The following is a 21544-nucleotide window of genomic DNA, read 5'->3' as shown; positions in this document are numbered from 1 at the left end:
AGGTCATGAAGACCTATTTGAAAAAAGATTTTCCTGTCAGTGAAATTCGTCGTTTCCTTGAGCCGGGACCCATTGTCTTATTGAGTTCCCGGTGGAAGGAAGAGCAAGATGTCATGACGATGGGGTGGCATACAGTCTTGGAGTTTTCACCTTCCTTGATTGGCTGTATGATAACTTCTTCGAATCACAGTTTTGATTTGATTCGTAAAAGCAAAGAATGTGTCATTAACATTCCGACCGTGGATCTTTTAGAAACGACAGTTAAGATTGGTAATTGCTCGGGTACTGAAGTTGATAAATTTGCAGAGTTCGGCTTAACTGCACAAACCGCTACCAAAGTGAAAGCACCTTTGATCAAGGAATGCTTTGCTAATTTAGAATGTCGGCTGAAAGACAGCAAACTTGTGTCGTCATATAATTTCTTTATTTTTGAAGTAGTCAAAGCTCATGCCCCGAAAACACCCAAGTACCCACGGACGTTTCATTATACTGGAGATGGTGTGTTTATGCTTTCCGGGGAGCATGTTAGTAAAAGAAAATTTTTTAAGTCTGAGTACCTTTGAGTTTAAGTATTCGCATCAGCTCTTGAGCGTCAAAGGGAGCCTTAACCTTTAGATCATTGTCAAAATAGACATAGAGATCCCTTTTTTTGGGTGGGATCTTTTCTTCAGTCAAGGTGAGGGCGTCTTTGGGCTGTCGTCCTTTCTGCCATTCGTTGATTCGATCTCCCCACCACAGCAAGGAATCTTTTTCGTAGCCACTCGTATAGAATTCCTCGTCGCCGTGGAGACGTAAATAGAGGAAGTCTGCTGTCACGTCTTCCATGTAGGGCCATTTGCCAGCATTGTCGGCAAAGACCAGAGCTATGTTGTATTTTTTAAGTAAAGAGATGAATTCTGGGTTTTCAAAACTGTGATGCCGGATCTCTAAGGAGTGCCTTAAAGCAGTCTTGTTATTGCGAATCTCCGTGGAGTAATGCTGTCCATATCGGTCAGATCGGTCCGCCAGCTTGACTGCCTCTGGGAATGTTTTTGGTAGTAATTTGAAGAAGGTCTCGAGGCGCTCAGGATCATAGACAAAACTGGGCGGGAGTTGCCAGAGGAATGCTCCTAATTTTTCGTTGAGATTCAAAACCCCAGAGGCAAAGAAGTTGATCAGAGGTTTTTCTATATTCTTAAGTCTTAGAATATGCGTGATGAACCTTGAACCTTTTACGGAGAAGCAAAAGTTTGGAGGAGTCTCTTGATACCAGCGAAGATAGGTCGTTGGATTTTGATTGGAATAGAATGATCCATTGATTTCGATGGAAGAAACCTGTCGGCTGGCAAAGGCCAGTTCTTTCTTTTGGGAGACGTCCTCTGGATAAAAGACCCCACGCCATGGTGGATAAACCCATCCTGAAATGCCAACTCGCACGGTCATAGGACCTCCTCTCATGTGATCATACATCTTGGTTCACTATTCACCCGCTTGTTGCTTCTTCATCGTTATAATAGGGGCAACAAGGAGGCAGTTATGGCTGCAAATAAAAACTCAAATGAAAGCTTCTCACGCAAACTTGGCGACAAAATCGAGGAAGTTGGATCTAAGGTTTCAGAAAAAGCTCCTAAAACTGGCAAAGCCATTCATGATCTCGGTGATAAAATCGAGCACATGAGTGACAAAGAATCCAACTCCAGCCGCAAAGTTTAATTACCTAGGCTCTTGGTAGTTCGGCGAATTACCAGGGGCCTCTGGATTTTTTGGTTCCAAGGAACGAAGATCCAAAGTTGTGGGTGAGTGCAAGCTTCCGCCAAAACAATTGAACCTGGATCCGTGACAGGGACAGTCCCAGGTTTTCTCCAAAGAATTCCATTTTACGATTCCCCCCATATGGGGACACACCGCTGACATTTTGTGGAGATGACCTTCGTTGTCTTTATAGACCGCAATTCTTTGTAAGCCGTGATTCACGACACAGCCTTCGTCATTCGCTAAGTGCGTGATACTTTCGTGAGGCATGATCCAGTCGGCATACTGTTGAACTGTATTTAAGTTTTCTGAGGCATAGTCTTTAAGAGCTTTTATGGCGAAGCGGTGGGGATCATAGAGCTTTGCAAGCTCGGAATGCTCACCCTGAATAAGGTTGTTGATTAACTTGGATGCAATGGCTGAGTGAGTGAACCCATGTCCTGAGTCGCCTGTAATTATATAGATATTCTTTTTGCCGGGAGATCTGCCTATAAATGCTAATCCATCGACAGGTTCTAAAAGCTGCCCGGACCAGAATGCTTCGACTTCGGGGTGAGGCAGACTCAGGCGAGTTTGAATCCAAGACAAAAGATTCTCCAAAGCTTTCTCAGGGTGTCCTTCGCCGACACGATGATCTTCTCCGCCGATAATTAAAACATCAGAGTTTGGATCTGATGAGGACGCCACGCGGAGATAGTGATAGCTATCAGAGGTATCCCAGTAAAGAGCTGGCTTCACGGAGTCTTTGCGAATCTTAACCGCGACAGAGTATGTTCGGTACGCAGCTTGTTTTAGGTAGAGTGAGTTTGTTGTTGTCGGACCATTGGTTGCAAGAACGATCGAGTTGCATGAAACGCGATTTCCGCCAACTGTAACAAAGACTTCATCTCCCTCATGAACGTCCTCAACATTTGAATGGGTATATATCTTGCCGCCGCCGCGAAGGACCGCCTGGGTTAACCCTTGAATGAACTTGAGAGGATGGAGCTGAGCTTGATTGGAAAATCGGATCGCGGTTCCCATGTTGAAAAAGGCTTCGGGAAAGTCAGTTGCGAGTTTAATGTCTTCGGCGCCAGCTTCTAGCGCTGTTTCGTATTCTTGCGCAAGATACTCAGCGCTCTTATCAGATGAAAGAAATAGGAATCCATCGACTCGTTGGAAGTCACATTCGATTCCCTCGTCACGAACAATTTTTTCGATAATATCAATGGCCATTTTGTGGCTTTGATAGAAGAGTCTTAACTTATCAATGCCATGGATACTTTTGATGTGAGCAAAGCCGTCATCAATAGCGTCTGATAAATGGGCCGTTGTGAATCCTGTTTCATTCTTATGAAGAGGCCCACGCTCAAGGACAACAACCTCGCGGCCTTGTTTTACGAGCTCATAGGCAACAAGCATTCCTGCAACACCACCGCCGACAACGCAGATATCTGTTTGTATCGGTTCTGTGAGTTTCGGGAACTCGGGGAGTATAAAGTGCTTTTGCCATAATGATTGGGTTTTTTGTTGATAGATGGCCATGATCACGTCCTTGTCAAAAAAAGCATCCCCTCATTTTTCCATTCACTGGTTAGAGGGGATAGCTGTTATTTTACAAGGTTGCAGTGATTAGGCGTCTTTCTTGGCGTGGGAAGAGTCCTGCATACTGCTGACTAGTTCTGTCAGCAATTGAGCATCGTTAAGAAGCTGGTCGGATGTTTTGTTAAGGTCTTTCGCGTACCCAGTATTCTGTGAATTAAGCTGATCGACCGCAGAGATCGTCTGTGTAACTTTCTCTAGCTCCTGGCTTTGCGAGGCGCTGGATGTTGCGATTTCAGCATTCAGAGTTTGCACGCGATTTACAGCCGTCAGAATTTCATTGAGTGACTGACTGCTGAGATCGGCACTTTTTTCTCCCGTGCGGATGGTTTCCACATTTCCCTTAACCAGTCCCGAGATGTCTTTAGCAGAATTTGCGCAACGTTGAGCGAGGGTTCTGACCGCTTCAGCCACGACACCGAAACCTCGCCCATGTTCACCCGCGCGGGCGGCTTCAACGGAAGCATTCAGGGCTAGAAGATTTGTTTGGAAAGCGATGTCTTCGATAACCGTAACGATATTACTGATTTCATTCGCGCTTGCCGAAACTTTTTTGATGGTGCCGATAAGGTCCATGATGTGTTTTGATCCTTCTTCAGCGACCTGTTTAGAAGTCGTAGAGAGGGACTCTGCCTCTTTCGCAGATCCCGAGTTGTGATTTACTACAGCCAACAAATCGTTCAGACGCTGCAAAGAGTTCTCAAGGCTTTGGCTTACCTCTGCGGTAGCTGCGTCCAGCTTTTTACCGGTGTCGCCAATAACGGTACAGCCGTCGTAATTTTGTCCAGATATCAGAGTGAGCTGGGCAATCGTTGTATCTTGCATCTGAATAAACGAGCCATATCGTCGCGCGATAAACATCAATGGAATTGTTTCCAAGACCACAAAGACAGCATGTAGCAAGACGATCCCGAATCCTGCGTCATAGTTAAAAACACTTTTCGGAAACCAGAGAAAGAATCCAATGTGATGAAGGGCGATGGTGGTCGCAGCAGTTAGAATTGGTGACACCATACCAAAGCTTAAACAGAAAGCCAGCGACACAAAGACGTGGAAATGCATCTCGATCATTCCATTGCCCAGATGGATCAGGAGTCCAGAGAAACTCATGATGGCCACGGCCAAAAGATTTGGAAGAAGCGCTGATGTAACACCAAGGAAGTAAGCAATGGTCGGGGCAGAGAGTATGAACAAGCCTACGCCCCATGCTGTCCACTGACTATGACCATTGGTAGCAGCAAGGTATGAGAAGATAGGTAGGTGTGCAAACAGACTGATTAGAAATATTGCCGAACGAGAGCGAGTAAAACTTTGTCTAAAGTTCATGGTTCACCTGGTTTGAATACTTTAATGAGAATGGATCAACTAGTTTTTGAAGCTTGCGACTGATCGCGCAGCCAAAGATAGGGAAGTTTTGAACGGTGCCCTTACCCTGAAGGCTTCCCAAGATTTCAAGGTCTCTGATGGGACTGCCATCTTGGACGGATTTTTCAGAATATCCACCGGCATAGACGGTATCGCCCTTAGGTGTGGTGACGAGTAGGAAAGGCACTCCCAACTTTGAAATGTCCTCTTTGATTTCTTCAGGATTTAAGTGACGAACAGTAAATCCTTGAGCAACGAGATCCTGGGTATTTGCCGGTGCTCTGCCAAGGAGAACGATTTCTTCGTTAACTGATTTCTCGGGACCACGAGATTTTAAATACGCCATGACTTTTGCTGAGCACTTGCAGGACTCACTGAGGACATGGGTTAAAGTCCACTCACCATTTTGCTTTGCTGCGAGAGTAGGTGTCGAAGAAAATGTCATGAGATGCCAGCCGTAAAACTGCGAGACTAATGCTAGGGTGCCGAGCCCCCAACAGACCAATGTGAACGTTACCAGAATATTTTTCATTCCTTAACATTTCGGAATCTCTTCTTCGGGTTTTAACAGCATGGACGGATTTTAATCATTATTTGTCGCAAACGTAGATCATAGTCGTGTTTGTGACTCTTCGTAGGTCGAAATTCCCGATTAATTGCATTATTCATATTTCATCTGCCGAACTACAAACCTAACATAGAGTCATGAAAACAAAAATGACGCTTTCTAAAGGTGGATCGGCTTTCCGCAAAATCGCAATGGGCTCGTGGCATAAAGCTGGAGATCCTTCAGTCTATGGTTTGCTTGAGATCGATATGACTCGTTCTTTGCGATACATCAAAGAGCAAGAGGCGGCGACGGGTGTGAAGCTATCAGTTACTCACTTGGTGGGTAAGGCTGCGGCAACGGCGATGAAAGAACGTCCTGAGATCAACGGGATGATTCGCTTTAATAGAATTTACCTGCGTGAAAATGTAGATATCTTTTATCAAGTCAATGTTCCGGGAAGCTCTGAGGACACGGTCGGCAAGGCCACTTTAACGGGAGTTGTTGTTCGTGAAGCGCAGAATCTGTCAGCACTTCAGATCGCGCAAGAGCTAGCGAATAAATCTAAATCAATTCGTGGCGGAGCTGCTAGTGAGTTGACTAAATCTGTAGATTCCTTGAAATGGGTTCCTTGGGGATTCATCCGCACTATTTTAAATGTTTCTTCATTCTTGAATTATGACCTTGGGTTGAATCTGACTTGGGCGGGTATGCCTAGAGATGCCTTCGGGTCGATCATGATTACAAATATTGGCGGCATGGGCGCAGACACAGCCTGGGCACCGTTAGTCGCTTATTCAAAAGTACCTATCTTGCTAACCGTCGGGCAAATTAAACAACGTCCATGGGTTACTGAAACTGGCGCAATCGAGGCTAGACCTGTGGCGCGTATCGGAGTAACGTTTGATCATCGCTTTATGGATGGAACTCACGCCGCTGCATTACAGAAAATTTTCGAGAAGTGCTTTGCTGAGCCAGAAAAATATTTTGGTGATGCTAAATCAGACGAACAAAAAGCTTATCAAAAGTTATCATCCTTCCCTCTGAAAATGGCCTAGCTAAATGGCGGTACGATCACTCAAGGAAACTTGAGTGATTGTCCTTGTCAAGAATCCGATAAGAGCACCAACGAATGCGGGTGGTGTGAATGAAATTTTCAACGCGAGTGTTATTGAGTGTAGCAGTAGGTTGTGCAATGTGTGTCGGCCTATCAATCTATATCAGTAGTCACCAAATCGATGAAATCGGAAGCGAAGATTTAGCGGTGAAGTCCCGAGCGATTCTAAGTCGCTTGGAGGTGGTACGTTCCTATATCGCGCAACAAGGTGGTCTTGAGGATCTTGTCCAGAAAATGGTCGAGAAATATCCTGATGGTCAACTTCCAAAAGAAGCAAAGCTTGAGGTTCTTAAAAGAGTTCCTATTTTTGCATCCATGAAGGTGGGCGAAGAGGGAGCTGATAAAGAACACTATAAGTTTCGTGTTTTTTCTGATGAACCCCGCAATAGCCAAAACATGGCTTCTGCAACTGAAATGGAAGTTTTCAAAAGATTTGCAGCCGATGTGAATCTCCCGGAAGTAACAACAATGACTGACGAGACTGTGACGGTTTATCGTCCGGTGCGCCTTTCTGAGGCTCAAGGTTGTATGGTTTGCCATGGTGATCCTGCAACAAGCCCATGGAAGAATGGTAAGGATATTCTTGGCCATCAAATGGAAAATTGGAGAGACGGCAAGCTGCATGGTGTACTCGCTATTTCATCTGAGCGTGCAGAGGTTAAAGCCGCCGGAAGAGCGGCATCGATGAAAATTTTGATGTTTGCAGGTATTTTCTGTTTTGTTGTGATTGGAGCTGTGGCTCTGACGTTAAGAAAACCATTAGCTGCGTTGATGGAAGTTATTCAAGAGCTGACAGATTCTGGTGAAAAAGTATCTAACGCCTCGGTTGAAATCTCTAAAGCTTCACAAAACTTGAGTGCCTCGGCGACTCAGGCTGCGGCGTCTATTGAGACGACATCTGCTTCGACAGAGGAAGTATCGAGCATGATCTCGATGAACTCATCGAATGCCAATGAAGCTAAAAATCTATCAGGTGAGGCGCAGGTCAGAGCGGCTCAGGGTAAATCCCAAGTTCAGAATCTGATTGTGTCGATGAATGAAATTGCTTCGAGCTCTAAGAAAATTGAAGAAATCACTAATGTCATCGATGATATCGCTTTCCAGACGAATCTCTTGGCTCTAAATGCTGCTGTTGAGGCCGCGCGTGCCGGAGAGCAAGGTAAAGGATTCTCGGTTGTTGCAGAGGCGGTTCGTGCACTGGCGCAAAGAAGTGCAATTTCAGCAAAAGAGATCACCGAGCTTATTAAAGACAGTGTTGGTAAGATCAATCATGGTTGTGAAGTTGCACGCGATAGCGGTGAGGCTTTAAATCAAATCGTGAATACGGTTGAAAAGGTGAATCAACTGAATACCGAGGTTTCAGCAGCAAGTGCCGAGCAATCTCAAGGTATCAGTGCGATCAATGCTTCGATTACACAGCTAGATAAAGTGACACAGTCCAATGCCGCTGTCGCTGAAGAGTCAGCGGCCGCCGCAGAAGAACTGTGTGGTCAGTCTAAAAAATTGCATGGTTTGGTGACGAGTCTTAACGAATTCGTCGAGGGCCGCAAAGCAGCCTAAGTCTTTAGGGACTTAGGCTTGGTCCCGCTCCTGGGGGCGGGTATTGATTGCGAATATGTTTACCTAAGTATTCCTGAACGATTTTTAGCTCTTTATCCATTGAATCCACCAATAGCGACATCTGTTGCTGGTTGGTGGATTTTAAATCTAGGTCTTCGACCCTTTCGGCAATTTCTTTTAAGCGTAATGCGCCAAGTACCGCAGCAGATGATTTCAAGTTATGTGCGATCGGGCCGATTTTTTCTAATTCCCCGGCGGCAATCGCGGCTCTCATTTTTACAATAAGGCCGGGACTGTCATGATTAAAAATCTCTACGACTTCCTTTAAGAGGGCACCGCTTTTTTTGTCTTCTTTACTTAGGTTATCAAGGTTCAGTGGGTTCACGATGTGGGCTCCTCGGCCAACCCATTTGCTGATTTTGAATGCCAAGTCATTATAAGATATCGGTTTGGAAATATAATCGTTCATCCCCGCTTCCAAGCAAAGTTCGATATCTCCTTTAATTGCGTTGGCAGTGGTTGCTAAGATGGGAATATTTTTATTGTCATCTCCGGCGTGCCCTTGGCGAATAAGGCGAGTGGCCTCATAGCCGTCCATTTCGGGCATTTGCGCATCCATCAAAACTAAGTCGAAAGGCTCTGTTAAGAGTGCTGCGATGGCATCGTGTCCATTTTCAACAACTTGGCTGGTACAGCCCATGGTGGATAGCATTTCAGAGACGACTTTCTGATTTACCAGATTGTCTTCCGCAATTAAAATGCGACCTTGAATAGGAGCGACGGGTTTAAGACTAGAGATTCGTTTAATTTCAGCATCGGTATTTGGAAGGCCGAGAGTCACGTCAAAATAGAAACGAGAGCCAATGCCCTTTACTGAATCGACGTCAATCTTACCTTTCATCATCTCGACGATTTGTTTGGAAATCGCAAGCCCCAGGCCTGTTCCTCCATATTTTCGTGTCATGGAGTTATCGCCCTGTGAAAAATTCTGGAACAAACGAGCCTTCGTATCCGTATCAAAACCCACACCCTGATCGATGATTTCAAATAAAAGATGGGGAGTTCCATTTTCGTCAGGACCGTGGGGAGTGACTCGGACTTTAATAAGTCCTTGCTCTGAAAATTTGATCGCATTGTTCAGGAGGTTGAGTAAGACCTGTCTTAGGCGCAGGGGGTCTCCCTTTAAGAATTCTGGTACCTTGGTGCTGATCTCAGTGTTGATTTCCAGGCCTTTGAGTTTTGCAGAGTAGTCAACGATGGAGACAGCGCTTTTGATAAGGGAAGACAATTCAAAATTAGTTTCTTCTAATTGGAGTTTGCCGGACTCGATTTTTGAAAGGTCCAAAATTTCATTAATCAGAGAAAGGAGAGATGTGGAGGATGTTTTAATTGTTTCTAAGTAATCAATTTGCCGCGCATTCAATGGAGTTTGTTCTAAGAGCTTACTCATTCCGATGATCCCATTTAAAGGCGTCCGAATTTCATGACTCATATTTGCGAGGAACGACGATTTTAGATTGGAAGCTTCGAGTGCTTTCGCGCGGGAGGCTTCAAGTTCACCTTCAATTCTTTTACAGATGAGAATTTGTTGTTGCAAAAGGCGAGTCGAGAATAGAAACAGAATGAAGGCGATAGCGATGCCGGCAATGACCACTGCGGAGGCTGTTTGGAAAGTGCGATCAACGCCTGCGGTCCTGTGCATCAGGATGGTTTGCTCTTCTGTTTCCATTTCGGTAATAAGTCGATTGAGCTCATCAGTATTCGCAGAAGACAGCAACGTTCTGAATTGTTGCGAGGAAATGTTGTTCCCATTGCGCAGGGCTAATGCATGACTCTGCCAAAGAGCAAGTTTGGCCGTGACTTGATTTTGAATTTTCTGAGCGCGTCTTAACTGATCCTTGTTATCTTCTACGAGTTCACTCACATTTGATGCGGCTCTGTGGAGCTCTTGTTGAGCTTTCGAAAATGCATCAAAGGTTTGATAGGGGTTGATATAAAGAGCTGTGAAAGTGGCTTTGGTCTCCTCTAGGGCCGCTTTCATGCTTTTGATTTCTGATATGACTATATATGTGTGCCTGCGCCAAGCAGCTGTTTCCATGAGCCTATCGCCACTGAGATATATCAGGAATGCAATGGCGCCTAATAGGACGAGACCGCCCACGGCTAGGGTTTTGGGAGTCTTCAAATAATTTTGGTGAACATGATTTGTGTCCATACTTAAAGGCTATATCTAACTGCGTCCGAGTCCAAGGAGCAGTCAAAGGCATAAACAAAATACACATTAAATTTGCTGGAAATTGTTGCTGTGGCTTTAGACAATAGGGTTATGGAAACACAAAAGAAGAGAGTTTTGCTAGTTGAGGATTCAAGAGAAATGCAGGCAATTGTTCGTCACGCAGTTGAAGGTATTTGCAGTTTGTATAGCGTAAGCTCCGCGGATGAAGGACGCAAAGAGCTTGAAAAAGGCATCTATTCACTATTGTTATTAGATGTCAGCTTACCTGATGCAAATGGATTCGAGTTCTGTCGTGATTTGCGAGCAGAGAGAAAATTCGCGGATATGCCCGTGATCTTTCTGACCGGAAAAACCGAAGTCGCCAGTAAGGTCCAGGGTTTTGAAGTGGGTGGCGATGACTACGTCACGAAGCCATTTGATCCTGAGGAGCTGAAAGCTCGAGTTCGTGGTAAACTTCGTCGCAGCAAATCTGCTGGTTCATCATTTGTTATTTCCGGATTTAGAGTGGATTTATCTTTGCATAAGATATTTGCGATCAGTGAAGAGGGCGGAGAAACGCCTCTCCCGTTGACGCCGATAGAATTTAAATTGCTAAGTCATTTTATGAAGAATGAAGGTAAAGTCTTTTCCAGACAAAAACTTTTGGAAATGTTTTGGGGAGATAGTCTTTACGTTTCAAAACACACAGTGGATACACATATATCTTCGTTAAGAAAAAAACTGGGAGCACCGGGCTCCCAATTGCGTTCGATTTTTAAACAAGGATATACGTTTACCACGCCCAATGAAATAAAGGACACTGAGCGCGATATTACTCAGTAGTTACCAATAAACGATCACTCGACCTGCGGAGCCGTTGCCACCAGCGGTTCCCGCTCCTGTGACGCCACCGCCGCCTCCGCCACCACATCCTGAACAGATGGCGTTGGCTCCAGTTTGTCCTGCAGCTGTTGATCCTGGAGAGGGACTGCCTCCCATTCCAGAAGCGCCACCCATTCCTCCGAAGCTACTGGCTGGTGGAAATCCCCAGCCACCCGTGATCGCCATCGTTGCTGTGGAAGTGCCTCCGGCGATAGGAGTGGACCCACCCATGGGGCCACCAAGTCCACCACTGGCAGAAATATAACTTCCAAAGCTTGAAGTACCACCAGCACTACCTGTTTGGCCTGCGTTGCCTTTGTTGCCACCTGTTCCGATAGTTACAGTCACGGCATTTGAGTCAGCAAGAGTGAAAAATCCCGATGCATAAGCACCACCACCTCCACCAGAACCTCCTGGAGGTGCGAGTAGATCACTAGATCCACCACCGCCGCCACCGCCAGCACCCCAAATTTGGATATAAACTTTGGTGACTCCGGCAGGTGGAGTCCAGGTCGCAGTCGAAGAGACCACTTGCATATTTCTGAATGGTGGAAGGCCACTGACATTCGATGCATCAACTGCCGGAAGTTTGGCATTGGCATCTAGTTGAACAATTTTATTGGCAGTTGTTCCCACATCGACAGCGATAGTTCCTGTTCCTGTGATCGTGCCTCCGGTTAAACCTGTGCCAGCGGTGATAGATGTCACTGTTCCTGCATCGGTGATTCCATATCCAGCAACAGTTGTGGGTGTGCTAGTTAATTTGGACCAAGCAAGAGTCGGAATATCTGCAGCCGTTAGAGTGGCTCCTGACGTAATGCGACCTTTGGTGTCGACATTGACCTTAGTGTAAGTGCCAGTGCTTACGCCAGTTGTGGAAAGAGTTGGATTAGGGAAAGTGCCTGTAAGATCTCCACCGGCACTTCCTGTCGGAGTGCGTGCATCTGTGAGTCGAGTATCAGAACCCAGAACAACTTCGGTGCTGGCAGCATTGCCTGATGAGGGCGCATTTTTAGTTGCAGCCGTGCCAAGTCCGGCAACGCTTCCACCAGAGAGAGATATGTTGGTACAAATAAATGAATCCGAAGCCGAACTGTAAACCATGGTTTGAGCACTTGTACAGCTCGTGGGAATTTGTGCAGCCCCCGCAGAAGTTCTTAGATCAGATAAGTTAACGTAAGCGGGACTGAATTGTGAACCACTGTACTTGTAAACTTGGGCCGTTGCTGGAGTTGTACTTGAAAATGCGATGCCTTGGATTTTTTGTACTGTCGGTGAGGGATAGGATCCACTTAAGTCACCACTCGCTGAGCCAGTCGGTGAAGTATCGATAGTAGTGCAAGAAAACAAATCAGTTGCCGAGCTGTAGGTCAATGCTTGTCCCGCTCCACAGCTTGCAGGAAGTTGGGTTAAGCCTGCTGCTGATTTAAGATCTGCGGCTGCGACAAATGCTGGAACCATACTAGTTCCATTGAAGCGATAGAACTGGCCCGTCACCGGTGTTAGCGAGGAGTAGGTAATTCCTTGAACCTTGTTCACTGTCGGAGATGGATAAGTTCCTGAAAGATCGCCCGTGGCATTTCCAACCGGAGCACGTCCATTCGTCAATCGAGAATCAGTGGCTTGAACAACTGTTCCCGAAGTCGTACCGCCATCAGTAGCTAATTGCACAGCACCCATAGCTGAAGTTGTTGCAGTGGATATGGAAACCGTCGGGCTCAGTGCGGGACCACTGATAGTGATCGGAGCTGATCCCGAGACGCTCGTAACCGCCATAGCATTCGGAGATATCCAAGAAAGAATACCGCTGCCATCTGTTGTGAGTACTTGTCCAGCTGAGCCCGCTCCTGTTGGAAGGGACAGAGTATAGTCGGTTGATAAAGAGCCTGGCGCTTGGATCGTGACCTTGTTGGTATTACTTAAATTGAAAACGCGAACGGTCTGAGAACTGACGGATTGAGCACTGAGTGCATTGGCTGTGACTGTTCCCGTTGTTGTGATATTTCCGGTGGTCGAAATTTGTGTGTTGCCGCCAATAGTGCCGGAAGTGATGGCAGAGCCTGAGATCTTGCCTGGTAACGTGATATTCGGAATGTCACTTTCAATAAGCGACGTGCTTGAAGTCACACGGCCATAGGCATCCACCGTAACTTTTGCATAAGTACCAGCAGTGCCGACTGTTGCAAGAGAGATTGTTCCAGAAGACGTGATAGTTCCACCTGCGAGTCCCGTACCTGCAGTGATGGAGGTCAAAGTTCCATGAGTGGGTTGAGTCAGGGCCCACTTATTTTGCGAAGAATTCCAAGTTAACACCTGGCCATTTGCGAGACCGGTGAGGTCGATTGTTTTTCCGCCGACATAAGAATCAGAATAGTTTTTATTTACTGCAGAATCATTAGTTACAGGTGAGTCGGGAACACGAACGCCACCGGATGTTAGATTCAAGACTCCACCCGAAACAGGCAAGTCGGATGTTTTTGCGTAATACGGAGAAGTACCACCGGCAACGCCAGTGAGCGTGGTAGAGATCGCAGTCAAAGAGTCGATCTTTGCTTGATTCGTAGATCCATTGACCTGAATAAAAGCGTCTTTGCCTAATCCCTGAAGAAAGGAAGAGTTGATAGCGAAAGGAACGCTTCGTAAGGTTTGATCTGTAGGCAAAGTCACCGCTTCGGTGCCGTCATCATAGCTGAATCTTAAGCGGCGAGTATCGCCAGCAGCAGGCGTGTAAGAGCAGCCACTCGCACCGTTTTTAACTGTAGAGTTATCGAAAACCTGCTCCATGGTAAGAGCTGACGTATTAGTGTTCGTTCCTTCACCGATAATCAAGGAAAAGACGCCGCCGGAGTTCGTCATGTCGCGATTGTGAGTTTCTTCAAACAACAAACAGCCACCATCTGGCGAGCGCAATTGAATTTTAAAATTCACAGAGGCTGATTCGACAGGATCTGTGCCGTTGGATTTAATGAGCTTACCTTGATAAGTGAAGTTAGCAGGGGAGCGAGCCGCGAAGCTTGCAGAAGCGATTAATAGAGTTGTTGTGAATAGTGTTGCTTTCATCTTTCCCCGTTACTCATTTATGATGGTGCTTAAATGCGATGAATGCAGGCGATCGATGCCTGCGTTGTCTTTTTGATTGATATTGCTTTCAACAATCCCACTGGCTGAGATAACTTTGTTGCCCGCCGGAACGCTTTGGTAAGTTGAGCCGCTGACCACGGCGAAAGATCCATGTAGCGCCTTTGGACGAAGAAAATCGATTTCTAATGTAATAGAGCTAAATGGACTCGTGATGGTAAAGGATTTTTTGCCTGCAGAGGTCGAGTAAACCTTGCAGCGAGACAGTCCATTTGAATCAGTCACATTGCACGGAACAACCACGATATTAGTGGCAGACGTAGAGATGGTTGGCAGGACGCCCTCAGCAGGAATGCCTGCCGCAGATTTAATCCAAACTGAAAGCTCCGTGGGAGTGATGCCATCGGCGATATTACCCTCGCTGATTTCAATAACACTGGTGCCATCATTAGTGGGGATAGGTGTTGTCAGGGAAGGTTGAAAAGAAGAATTAAAGCAGCCTGCCTGAAAAAGGCAAAGTCCTATAAAAAGCGTGATGTTAGTAATGAATTTGTGAAATCGCATTTCGTGCATGCGATGAGGATCTTATATTAGCTCGTTTTTTGCCGATCAAGATTCGTTGAAACTCTATAAACAACCGATAATTGGTTAAAATATTAAATCTCAAGAAATCTGAAGCTAGTCTAGTTCAGGGGCGAAGAGCGAAATCCATCTCGCCCTTCGCCTGCCTGTAAGTAAGGTTATTAACTAGAAATTAAAACCAAGAGCAACATTGGCAAAATTGTAGTTGTCGGAAACTTTTTCGCTAAACCAGTTATAAAGAGTGTAGTACTCAAAGCCCAAAGACCATTGTGGGTTTAGAGTGTACACAACACCGATACCTAGAGTGGGACCGACAAGAGTTTCATCGCTTGTTGTGTTGTCTGTTGTATCCAAAACGTCATCCATATTAGTGACGCCGATACCACCGGCAATATAAACATCCATATCACTGCGATCAAATAAATGAGACACCGCATGGACATCTAGAGTCGTGCTTTCGGATTTTCCGGAGTCCGCATTTTTAGTGGAGTGGAGGATTTTACCACCCAAGCCAAAGCTGCCTGTGCGGCGTTCGTAATCAAGACCGAATGCAGAAGCGGCTTGAACCGAACCTCCAAGAAGTTTGATTGTGTTTGTGCCAGAGCGTAGGTCCTCTCTGTTTTGTGCATTGGCAACTGTGGCAATAGTTAGTCCGATAAGTACGGCAATCAGTGTCTTCATGATGTATCTCCTTTGCTGACTTGCTGATGATTCGCGCAGAAAAAATCCACGAGACTTTTGTAAGAGCAAGATCGAGTCCACCATGTAAAGCTTATATATTGGTTGTGAGGCAATTCGTTTCAGAGTGCAGGGGAGTTCTGCCCCGCTTGAAGGGAAATTTGCGCCTTTCCAATTTGTCGAAACTTGGTTATGGTCCCGCCGAAAACAAACCCCATATCAAAGGATCTCAAATGAAGAAACTGATCGCAGTCGTTCTTTTCGTATGTTCTTTCTCAACTCTTGCTCATGCTTATGAAGGCGTGATGATTTCTAATCAATACGGTGAAGTTGAAATGAAAGCTTTGACTCAAGCATGTGATAACAACCAAGCAGAAGTTTCTGCTGTTTGTAAGCCGACAACAAATGTTTGTCCTAAGGGCTATCACAAAACAACAAAGTACTGCTGGGGTGGATGGAAAAAAGGGATCTACAAATGCGGTACAGCTTGCCGTGATATCAATCCAGACTGCCAACGTGGTTACAATCACGAAGACTGCTGGAACTAATCCAAGCCAACTTTTAAAGGCAGCCCAAGGGCTGCCTTTTTTATTTTCCCCTCTAGAATCACGATTTCCCCTCTAGAATCACGATTTCCCCTCTATGTTTCCCAGTGAAAAAGACCTCCTAAGGGAACCTCCTGGAATGAGATTTGACTACTAAAGTTTAGACGGCGTTAGTTTTGTTAACGGCCTATGCGAATTAAACCGAACAGTAGTTGGCCCACGTGTTGCTCATCAAAGTAGGGGGATGGGGTGAAAATGCCTAAGTATCAAATGTTCGGCTTCATTGCTTTAGCGGTTGTTTCAGTTGCATCGTTTCAAAACTGTTCACAGGCGAATTTTTCGCAAGCGCCAGTGAGTTTGGCTTCGTCCACAGACTCAGCTCCACCGGAGGACACAACAAATACTCCGGATACTGGTTCCTATGATGGGTTGAAGGCGAATGACATCACATTGGCTACAAATGTGAACGTCTCCTTGAGTATTTCCAATGCGAGTATTATCGCCGCAAACTCTGGCAGTTCATTGAAGGTTCAAAGCGTAGGGCAACCTAACTTGGGAACTCTGACGTCGAAATCCTCTGGCTATGATTTTGTTTCTAGCGCAGTGGGCACGGCGACTATGACTTATACAATCACAGACAGTCAGAATAATATCGCCAGCGCCAAGATCACAGTTAAGGTGGTTGAAAGCTCTATCGCAACAGCCCCTTTCTATGGCTGTAACTTAGATGGCTATCTTTATAGTTTAGATCCGCAAACGGGCACCGTTCTTAAGACAGTAAATCTGACTTACAATGGCAGAAAACTTGAATGCTCCGATATGGCTATTAACTCATCAGGTGAGTTGTTCGCGAAAGACGACGACGAATCTGGTGGCTACAGCCTTTATAAGGTCGACGCTTCAACGGGAGTAGCAACTCACGTGCGTGGATCATTGGTGACTCGTGGTGATCGCGCAGTGGGCATGACTGTTGGACCTGACGGTAAGCAGTTTATTTTGTCAGAGGAGCACAACCCTGGCAGTTCAAACCAAACGAACAGTTTAATTTCCATTGCATCTGACGGTGTGAAATCGACCGTTATCCCTGCGAGCGCCGGATATACGATGTATGGTGGTGACGTTAAGCTTCTGCCTGATGGTTACCTGTATTGGACAATCACAAATGCCACTTCGACATTGTGTAAGAACGCGAAGGCGGGTGGCTCTCAAGGTGTCTTAAAAATTGATCCAGCGACCAAAACGACGAAAGAGATCGCATGTTTCGATAAGAAAGATATCTTTGGTTTGGGTTTCGCTTCAAAGGCTCTTTACGGATTTAGCGGTAAGGGCAGCTTGGTGCGAGTGGATTTAAGCACAGGTAAAACCACTCTGATTAAAGATACAGGCTTGGTCTTTATCGGGGCCGCCGCTAACCCTATTTTGTGGTAATTTTAAACCTAGTATGACTCCAAAAAGCCCGCCAAAAGCGGGCTTTTTCATTACCAGCTGTTCATCTTCACAAATGTCACAAGAAACTTTTTCAGAAAGAGGGCGGTCCGCCAATTCTCCATTGAGAAACTGCGTAAGTTTGGGCATTTTACGCAGCGAATCAAGTCAAAACTCTAAAGGAGATATTAATGAAAAAGATCGTTATGGCTCTTGCCGCGCTTCTTGTTGGTCAAACTGCTTCTGCTGCTCTTTCTGCGAATTCATCTTGGGAAGAAATTTTCGCTGCAAAAGGTCCTTATGTTATCCACGCTCCAGTAGTTTATATGGGCCGTGCTATTGATTATACATTCGTTTGCCGTGATGGTGATTCTCTTCGCACTAAAGCTCCAGTTGACGTTGTTGTTAACGATTCAACTTTGGGTGATGGTCCAACGAAATTCAAAACTGTTGAAACTTTGATCCTTTCAACTCCAATTAACTATGTTCATAAAGAAGACTTCTGTGATGCTTCTTATAACAAAGTTGTGTGCACTCCGATGACTTACACTGGTACTTACCCAATGACAGTAAACGTAAAAGTTGGTCGTAAATTGAATAAAGGACGTGAAGTGTTCTTGTTCAACAAATCATACACAGTACCTAACTGTGACAACGCATCTGTAAACTAAGATGTCGTAAATGAGAGGCTCCCTTCGGGGAGCCTTTTTTTTTGGCAAGAATCAATCAACTGACAGCTAACAAACTTTTCATCACTTACTCCCACGATATCCTGAATACTGGATTGTTTACTGTTGTATCTACGGTAGTTCGATTGCGAGCAGCAGAAATTTGCGCCTATGATGATATCACCAACAGGAGATCTCATGAGTGTGCGTAGACTGTTTGCTCTTTTAATGCCCTTCCTTGTTATTCAACCTGCCTATCCCTGCACTCGATTTTTATGGGACACAAAAGACAACGATGTCGTTGTCGGACGAAATATGGATTGGTTCGAAGACATCGGTTCTAACATGTGGCTTTTGCCCAGGGGGATCGAGCGTCAAGGAGGAGTGCCTGTCAATCCGCTGAAGTGGACCGCAAAGTATGGCAGCGTGATTTTAACAGCGTACGATATTGGCACTGCGGATGGTGTGAATGAAAAAGGCCTGACTGCCAATCTGCTTTATCTCTCTGAAAGTGACTTTGGGGATCGTGATGAAAAAGTGCCAGGACTTGCAGCAAGTTTGTGGGCGCAGTATTTTCTGGATAATTTTGAAACGGTGGACGAGGCTTTGAAATCCATGAAGGACACGCCTTTTCAAGTTCAAACGGCGTCGTTGCCAACTTCAGGAGGATCGAGAGAAGGAACGGTTCATCTTGCGATCTCAGATAAGAAAGGTGACTCGGTCGTTTTTGAATATATTGATGGGGAGCTTCAGACCTATCATGATCGCAGTTTTAAAGTAATGACCAATTCTCCTCCTTACGATCAGCAATTAGAAACATTGAAACAGTATAAGGGCCTGGGTGGTTCAAAGGATTTGCCGGGGACCACAGCTGCCGCAGATCGTTTCGTGCGTGCCGCTTATTACGCACAACAATTGCCACAACCAACGAATCATCGCGAGTCCATTGCTGGAGTTTTCAGTGTGCTTAGAAATGTCTCGCAGCCCTTTGGTGCTCCAGATCCAGCGCGTCCGTATATATCGACGACACGCTGGAGAACTGTTGCTGATATGACCAAGGGAATTTATTTTTACGAGAACACTCTGAGTCCAAGCATTGTGTGGGTGCAGCTTGATCGTTTGGACTTTAAAAGGAGTGCGCCTGTACAAAAAATAACTTTAGTTAAGAACTATGATCTTAACGGAGATATTTCGGGGTATTTCAAGCCGACAAAAGCTTTTGATTTCATGAAAATCGAAGAAAAGAAAAAAATCGGCAAGCGATAGCACTCACAAAAGAGCGTCATATCCCTTTGGACTGAATTCAATCAAACAGAAGCCATGACCAAAGGGATCTGAGAATTGAGCGATTTTTCCGTAAGGTTTGACGGTAATCTCCCTCTCAATTTTTGCCCCGTGGCTGACAACTCTGTGAGCGTCAGCTTCGATATTATCCACGATAAAATCCAAATGCAGAGGACTCCAATGTCGGGAGTAGTTTCTGCTTTCTTTAGCATTTGGAAAGGGGACGGTGCCAGAATCATTCTGTAGTAAATAGATCGGTGAAGGTAAGCCCAATAGTTCCACGAAGTTGTTATCAAAGCGTCGGCCTAACCTGAGACCTAATCCATCCGTGTAAAACTGGATGGCCTTAGTGATATCATCGACATCAATATTGATTAGTACAGACTGGAGCATTTGCACCTCTGATTTTATTAAAAGTGTATTGAGAGTTCTTTGGTATCTCAATCATGATTCGTGGCGATGATTAACATGCAATCGAAAGTCGACTCTGTGTTTTGAAACTGGCACAATCGTGCCTGGACTAAAATACACAGAGGAGTTTTTCGATATGCAAGACCGACGTGATTTTATGAAGCTGATGGCAAGCGGAGCGATGCTTGCGGCTTCTTCTCCATTTGCAAACTCAGCGTTTGCAGCTCCTGCTAAAAAAGGCGACACAGCTCAGACCAAAAATGCCCCTACGATTTCTTTGAATGGCAATGACATGGGAAAAGTTTTGGGACTAGGTGGTGTGCCGTTAGCTGGTGCATGGATTCCCACAGAGCCTGAGGATTCGCTAAAAACTTTGCAAATGGCTTGGGATAAAGGCATTCGCTATTTCGATACGTCACCTCGTTATGGTTTTGGAGTGAGTGAACGTCGTATGGGAGCGTTCTTGAGTTCCAAGAATCAAGAAGAGTTCATCATCTCTACCAAGGTGGGCCGTCTTTTGAAGCCGACGAATTTAGATACTAGTAAGCGTGGTATTTGGACGGGCAGATACTATGCAGAATCTATCTATGATTACACTGCTGCGGGCACTCGCAAATCTATTGAAGACAGTTTGCAACGTCTTGGGTTGGCGAAACTGGATATCGTTTTTATTCATGACCTTTCACCCGACAATATGGAGATCGCAGATAAATTTGATTTCTATTATGAGCAAGCAGCAAAGGGTGCCATCCCTGAGCTTGCTAAAATGAAAAAAGAAGGTCTGATCAAGGCTTGGGGCTTTGGTATCAACCGTCCCGATGCCGCTCTCAGATCTTTATCTATCAGTGAACCTGATATTTGTTTGATGGCGACACAGTACTCACTCCTAGATCATAACGAGGCTTTGGAGAAAACTTTTCCAGCACTCGAAAAAAGCAAAGTGCGTGTGGCTGTAGGCTCACCATTGAACTGTGGTTATTTGGCGGGCAATGATCGTTGGAACTACTCTCGCAATCCCGCTCCTGCAGAAATGGCTGCTAAGCGAGAGAAAATTCGCGCGATCGCAAAGAAGCACAAGGTTGATCTGCGTACCGCGGCTTTACAGTTCAGCATGGCTCATCCGGTGGTGACGTCTGTGTTAGTAGGAGCAAGAAGTGCCAAGCAAATATCAGAGGACTATCAATCCCTGCATGGAGCCAAAGTTCCCAAAGCTTTTTGGGAAGAACTACGTCAGCAAAATTTAATTCATAAAGAAGCACCTATTCCGGGTTAAGAACTTGAACAACAAAGGAGACAATATGATGAAAGTACTTTTCGTTTTAATCGCTGGTATTCCTGCTATTTCTTTACAAGCCCAGGCTAAAAAAGCCGACGATGCACAAATTCGTGAAAGCTTGTTGAAGATCGTTCCTGAAGCGAAAGTCGTCAGACAAGATGGTCACGAGTACAAACTGACAACGGTAAAACAAACGTTGATGGAAGTGGAATTCAATCGTGACGGTAGTATTGATGATGCTTCCGGTGATGCCGCAGCAGCGGGCGATGTTTTTGTTCCAGGCAATGGAATGTTGACCTTGGCTCAAGCACTCGAGTCTTTGAATAAAGCGGGTAAAACTCCATCGGGCGACTGGTCTTACAAAAAGTCCTTTATGCACGGCTGGGTTTACGAACTTGAGGGATTCGAAAACGGTAAGAAAATGGAATACCTGATCAGTGCTAAAGATGGGGCGCTGGTTAAGGAAAAGAAAGATTAAGATCTTAAAAGAGCTCGGAAATCCTCTTCCGGGCTCTTATATATTTCAATAGGGCACTGCTAACGCTAGCTGCCATTGTCGGCGATTCTTAAGACTTGAGGAAAGATCGAAATTGAGATTG

The 21544-nt window shown here is 45.5% G+C and carries 20 protein-coding genes; 11 read left to right on the top strand and 9 right to left on the bottom strand.

Features of this window, described 5'->3' with window-relative positions:
• Positions 1–5: 5 nt before the first annotated feature.
• Positions 6–563, top strand: coding sequence for a flavin reductase family protein (locus ACLVWP_RS14950; protein WP_413558376.1), 558 nt, complete (start codon positions 6–8; stop codon positions 561–563).
• Here ACLVWP_RS14950 and ACLVWP_RS14945 read toward each other — a convergent pair.
• The gene (locus ACLVWP_RS14945) at positions 544–1422 is read right to left on the bottom strand and encodes a DUF72 domain-containing protein (RefSeq protein ID WP_413558374.1); all 879 of its coding nucleotides are present in this window, start codon (positions 1420–1422) and stop codon (positions 544–546) included. The genes ACLVWP_RS14950 and ACLVWP_RS14945 overlap by 20 nt on opposite strands.
• A 93-nt stretch (positions 1423–1515) precedes the next feature.
• On the opposite strand from ACLVWP_RS14945, the gene ACLVWP_RS14940 reads away from it, so the two are divergent.
• Positions 1516–1692 carry a hypothetical protein gene (locus ACLVWP_RS14940; RefSeq protein WP_413558372.1) on the top strand — a complete coding sequence of 59 codons (177 nt, stop codon included), beginning with the start codon at positions 1516–1518 and terminating at the stop codon, positions 1690–1692.
• On the opposite strand, the gene ACLVWP_RS14935 is transcribed toward ACLVWP_RS14940, so the two are convergent.
• The 3 genes from ACLVWP_RS14935 to ACLVWP_RS14925 form a co-directional block, all read right to left on the bottom strand.
• Positions 1693–3255, bottom strand: a complete 1563-nt coding sequence (locus tag ACLVWP_RS14935) for an FAD-dependent oxidoreductase (protein ID WP_413558370.1) — start codon at positions 3253–3255, stop codon at positions 1693–1695. It abuts the gene before it with no gap.
• Between the two features lie 87 nt (positions 3256–3342).
• Positions 3343–4638 carry a methyl-accepting chemotaxis protein gene (locus tag ACLVWP_RS14930; protein ID WP_413558368.1) on the bottom strand — a complete coding sequence of 432 codons (1296 nt, stop codon included), beginning with the start codon at positions 4636–4638 and terminating at the stop codon, positions 3343–3345.
• Positions 4628–5209 carry a hypothetical protein gene (locus ACLVWP_RS14925; RefSeq protein ID WP_413558366.1) on the bottom strand — a complete coding sequence of 194 codons (582 nt, stop codon included), beginning with the start codon at positions 5207–5209 and terminating at the stop codon, positions 4628–4630. Before ACLVWP_RS14925 ends, ACLVWP_RS14930 begins: the two co-directional genes overlap by 11 nt.
• Before the next feature lie 173 nt (positions 5210–5382).
• On the opposite strand from ACLVWP_RS14925, the gene ACLVWP_RS14920 reads away from it, so the two are divergent.
• A complete protein-coding gene (locus ACLVWP_RS14920; RefSeq protein ID WP_413558365.1) occupies positions 5383–6282 on the top strand; it encodes a 2-oxo acid dehydrogenase subunit E2 in 900 nt (299 codons plus the stop codon).
• Positions 6283–6371: 89 nt separating this feature from the next.
• The gene (locus ACLVWP_RS14915; RefSeq protein ID WP_413558364.1) at positions 6372–7901 is read left to right on the top strand and encodes a methyl-accepting chemotaxis protein; all 1530 of its coding nucleotides are present in this window, start codon (positions 6372–6374) and stop codon (positions 7899–7901) included.
• A 4-nt stretch (positions 7902–7905) separates the two neighbouring features.
• On the opposite strand, the gene ACLVWP_RS14910 is transcribed toward ACLVWP_RS14915, so the two are convergent.
• Positions 7906–9999, bottom strand: a complete 2094-nt coding sequence (locus ACLVWP_RS14910) for an ATP-binding protein (protein WP_413558362.1) — start codon at positions 9997–9999, stop codon at positions 7906–7908.
• Between the two features lie 228 nt (positions 10000–10227).
• On the opposite strand from ACLVWP_RS14910, the gene ACLVWP_RS14905 reads away from it, so the two are divergent.
• Positions 10228–10959 (top strand): response regulator transcription factor, encoded by a 732-nt coding sequence (locus ACLVWP_RS14905; RefSeq protein ID WP_413558361.1) that lies wholly within the window; start codon positions 10228–10230, stop codon positions 10957–10959.
• On the opposite strand, the gene ACLVWP_RS14900 is transcribed toward ACLVWP_RS14905, so the two are convergent.
• From ACLVWP_RS14900 to ACLVWP_RS14890, 3 genes are all read right to left on the bottom strand, one after another.
• A complete protein-coding gene (locus ACLVWP_RS14900) occupies positions 10960–14058 on the bottom strand; it encodes a beta strand repeat-containing protein (protein ID WP_413558359.1) in 3099 nt (1032 codons plus the stop codon). It abuts the gene before it with no gap.
• 9 nt (positions 14059–14067) lie between these two features.
• Entirely contained in the window at positions 14068–14649 is a 582-nt protein-coding gene (locus ACLVWP_RS14895) for an Ig-like domain-containing protein (RefSeq protein WP_413558358.1), read from the bottom strand.
• A gap of 174 nt (positions 14650–14823) precedes the next feature.
• Positions 14824–15339: an outer membrane beta-barrel protein gene (locus ACLVWP_RS14890; protein ID WP_413558356.1), complete on the bottom strand. Its 516-nt coding sequence runs from the start codon at positions 15337–15339 to the stop codon at positions 14824–14826.
• A gap of 230 nt (positions 15340–15569) precedes the next feature.
• On the opposite strand from ACLVWP_RS14890, the gene ACLVWP_RS14885 reads away from it, so the two are divergent.
• From ACLVWP_RS14885 to ACLVWP_RS14870, 4 genes are all read left to right on the top strand, one after another.
• Positions 15570–15884 (top strand): hypothetical protein, encoded by a 315-nt coding sequence (locus tag ACLVWP_RS14885; protein ID WP_413558354.1) that lies wholly within the window; start codon positions 15570–15572, stop codon positions 15882–15884.
• A 246-nt stretch (positions 15885–16130) separates the two neighbouring features.
• The gene (locus ACLVWP_RS14880; protein ID WP_413558352.1) at positions 16131–17309 is read left to right on the top strand and encodes a hypothetical protein; all 1179 of its coding nucleotides are present in this window, start codon (positions 16131–16133) and stop codon (positions 17307–17309) included.
• A 188-nt stretch (positions 17310–17497) separates the two neighbouring features.
• Positions 17498–17977: a hypothetical protein gene (locus tag ACLVWP_RS14875; RefSeq protein WP_413558351.1), complete on the top strand. Its 480-nt coding sequence runs from the start codon at positions 17498–17500 to the stop codon at positions 17975–17977.
• A 195-nt stretch (positions 17978–18172) separates the two neighbouring features.
• Positions 18173–19240, top strand: a complete 1068-nt coding sequence (locus tag ACLVWP_RS14870; protein ID WP_413558349.1) for a linear amide C-N hydrolase — start codon at positions 18173–18175, stop codon at positions 19238–19240.
• Between the two features lie 3 nt (positions 19241–19243).
• Here the strand turns inward: ACLVWP_RS14870 and ACLVWP_RS14865 are convergent, their stop codons facing one another.
• Complete coding sequence (locus ACLVWP_RS14865) at positions 19244–19651, bottom strand: VOC family protein (protein WP_413558348.1); 408 nt, start codon at positions 19649–19651, stop codon at positions 19244–19246.
• A gap of 154 nt (positions 19652–19805) precedes the next feature.
• On the opposite strand from ACLVWP_RS14865, the gene ACLVWP_RS14860 reads away from it, so the two are divergent.
• Both ACLVWP_RS14860 and ACLVWP_RS14855 read left to right on the top strand, forming a co-directional pair.
• The gene (locus ACLVWP_RS14860) at positions 19806–20942 is read left to right on the top strand and encodes an aldo/keto reductase (RefSeq protein ID WP_413558347.1); all 1137 of its coding nucleotides are present in this window, start codon (positions 19806–19808) and stop codon (positions 20940–20942) included.
• A gap of 25 nt (positions 20943–20967) precedes the next feature.
• Entirely contained in the window at positions 20968–21423 is a 456-nt protein-coding gene (locus tag ACLVWP_RS14855) for a PepSY domain-containing protein (RefSeq protein WP_413558346.1), read from the top strand.
• Positions 21424–21544: the final 121 nt, after the last annotated feature.

It is taken from the genome of Bdellovibrio sp. HCB209, from assembly GCF_047306065.1.
Classification (GTDB): Bacteria; Bdellovibrionota; Bdellovibrionia; order Bdellovibrionales; family Bdellovibrionaceae; genus Bdellovibrio.
This window is presented reverse-complemented; position numbering and strand designations above follow the sequence as displayed.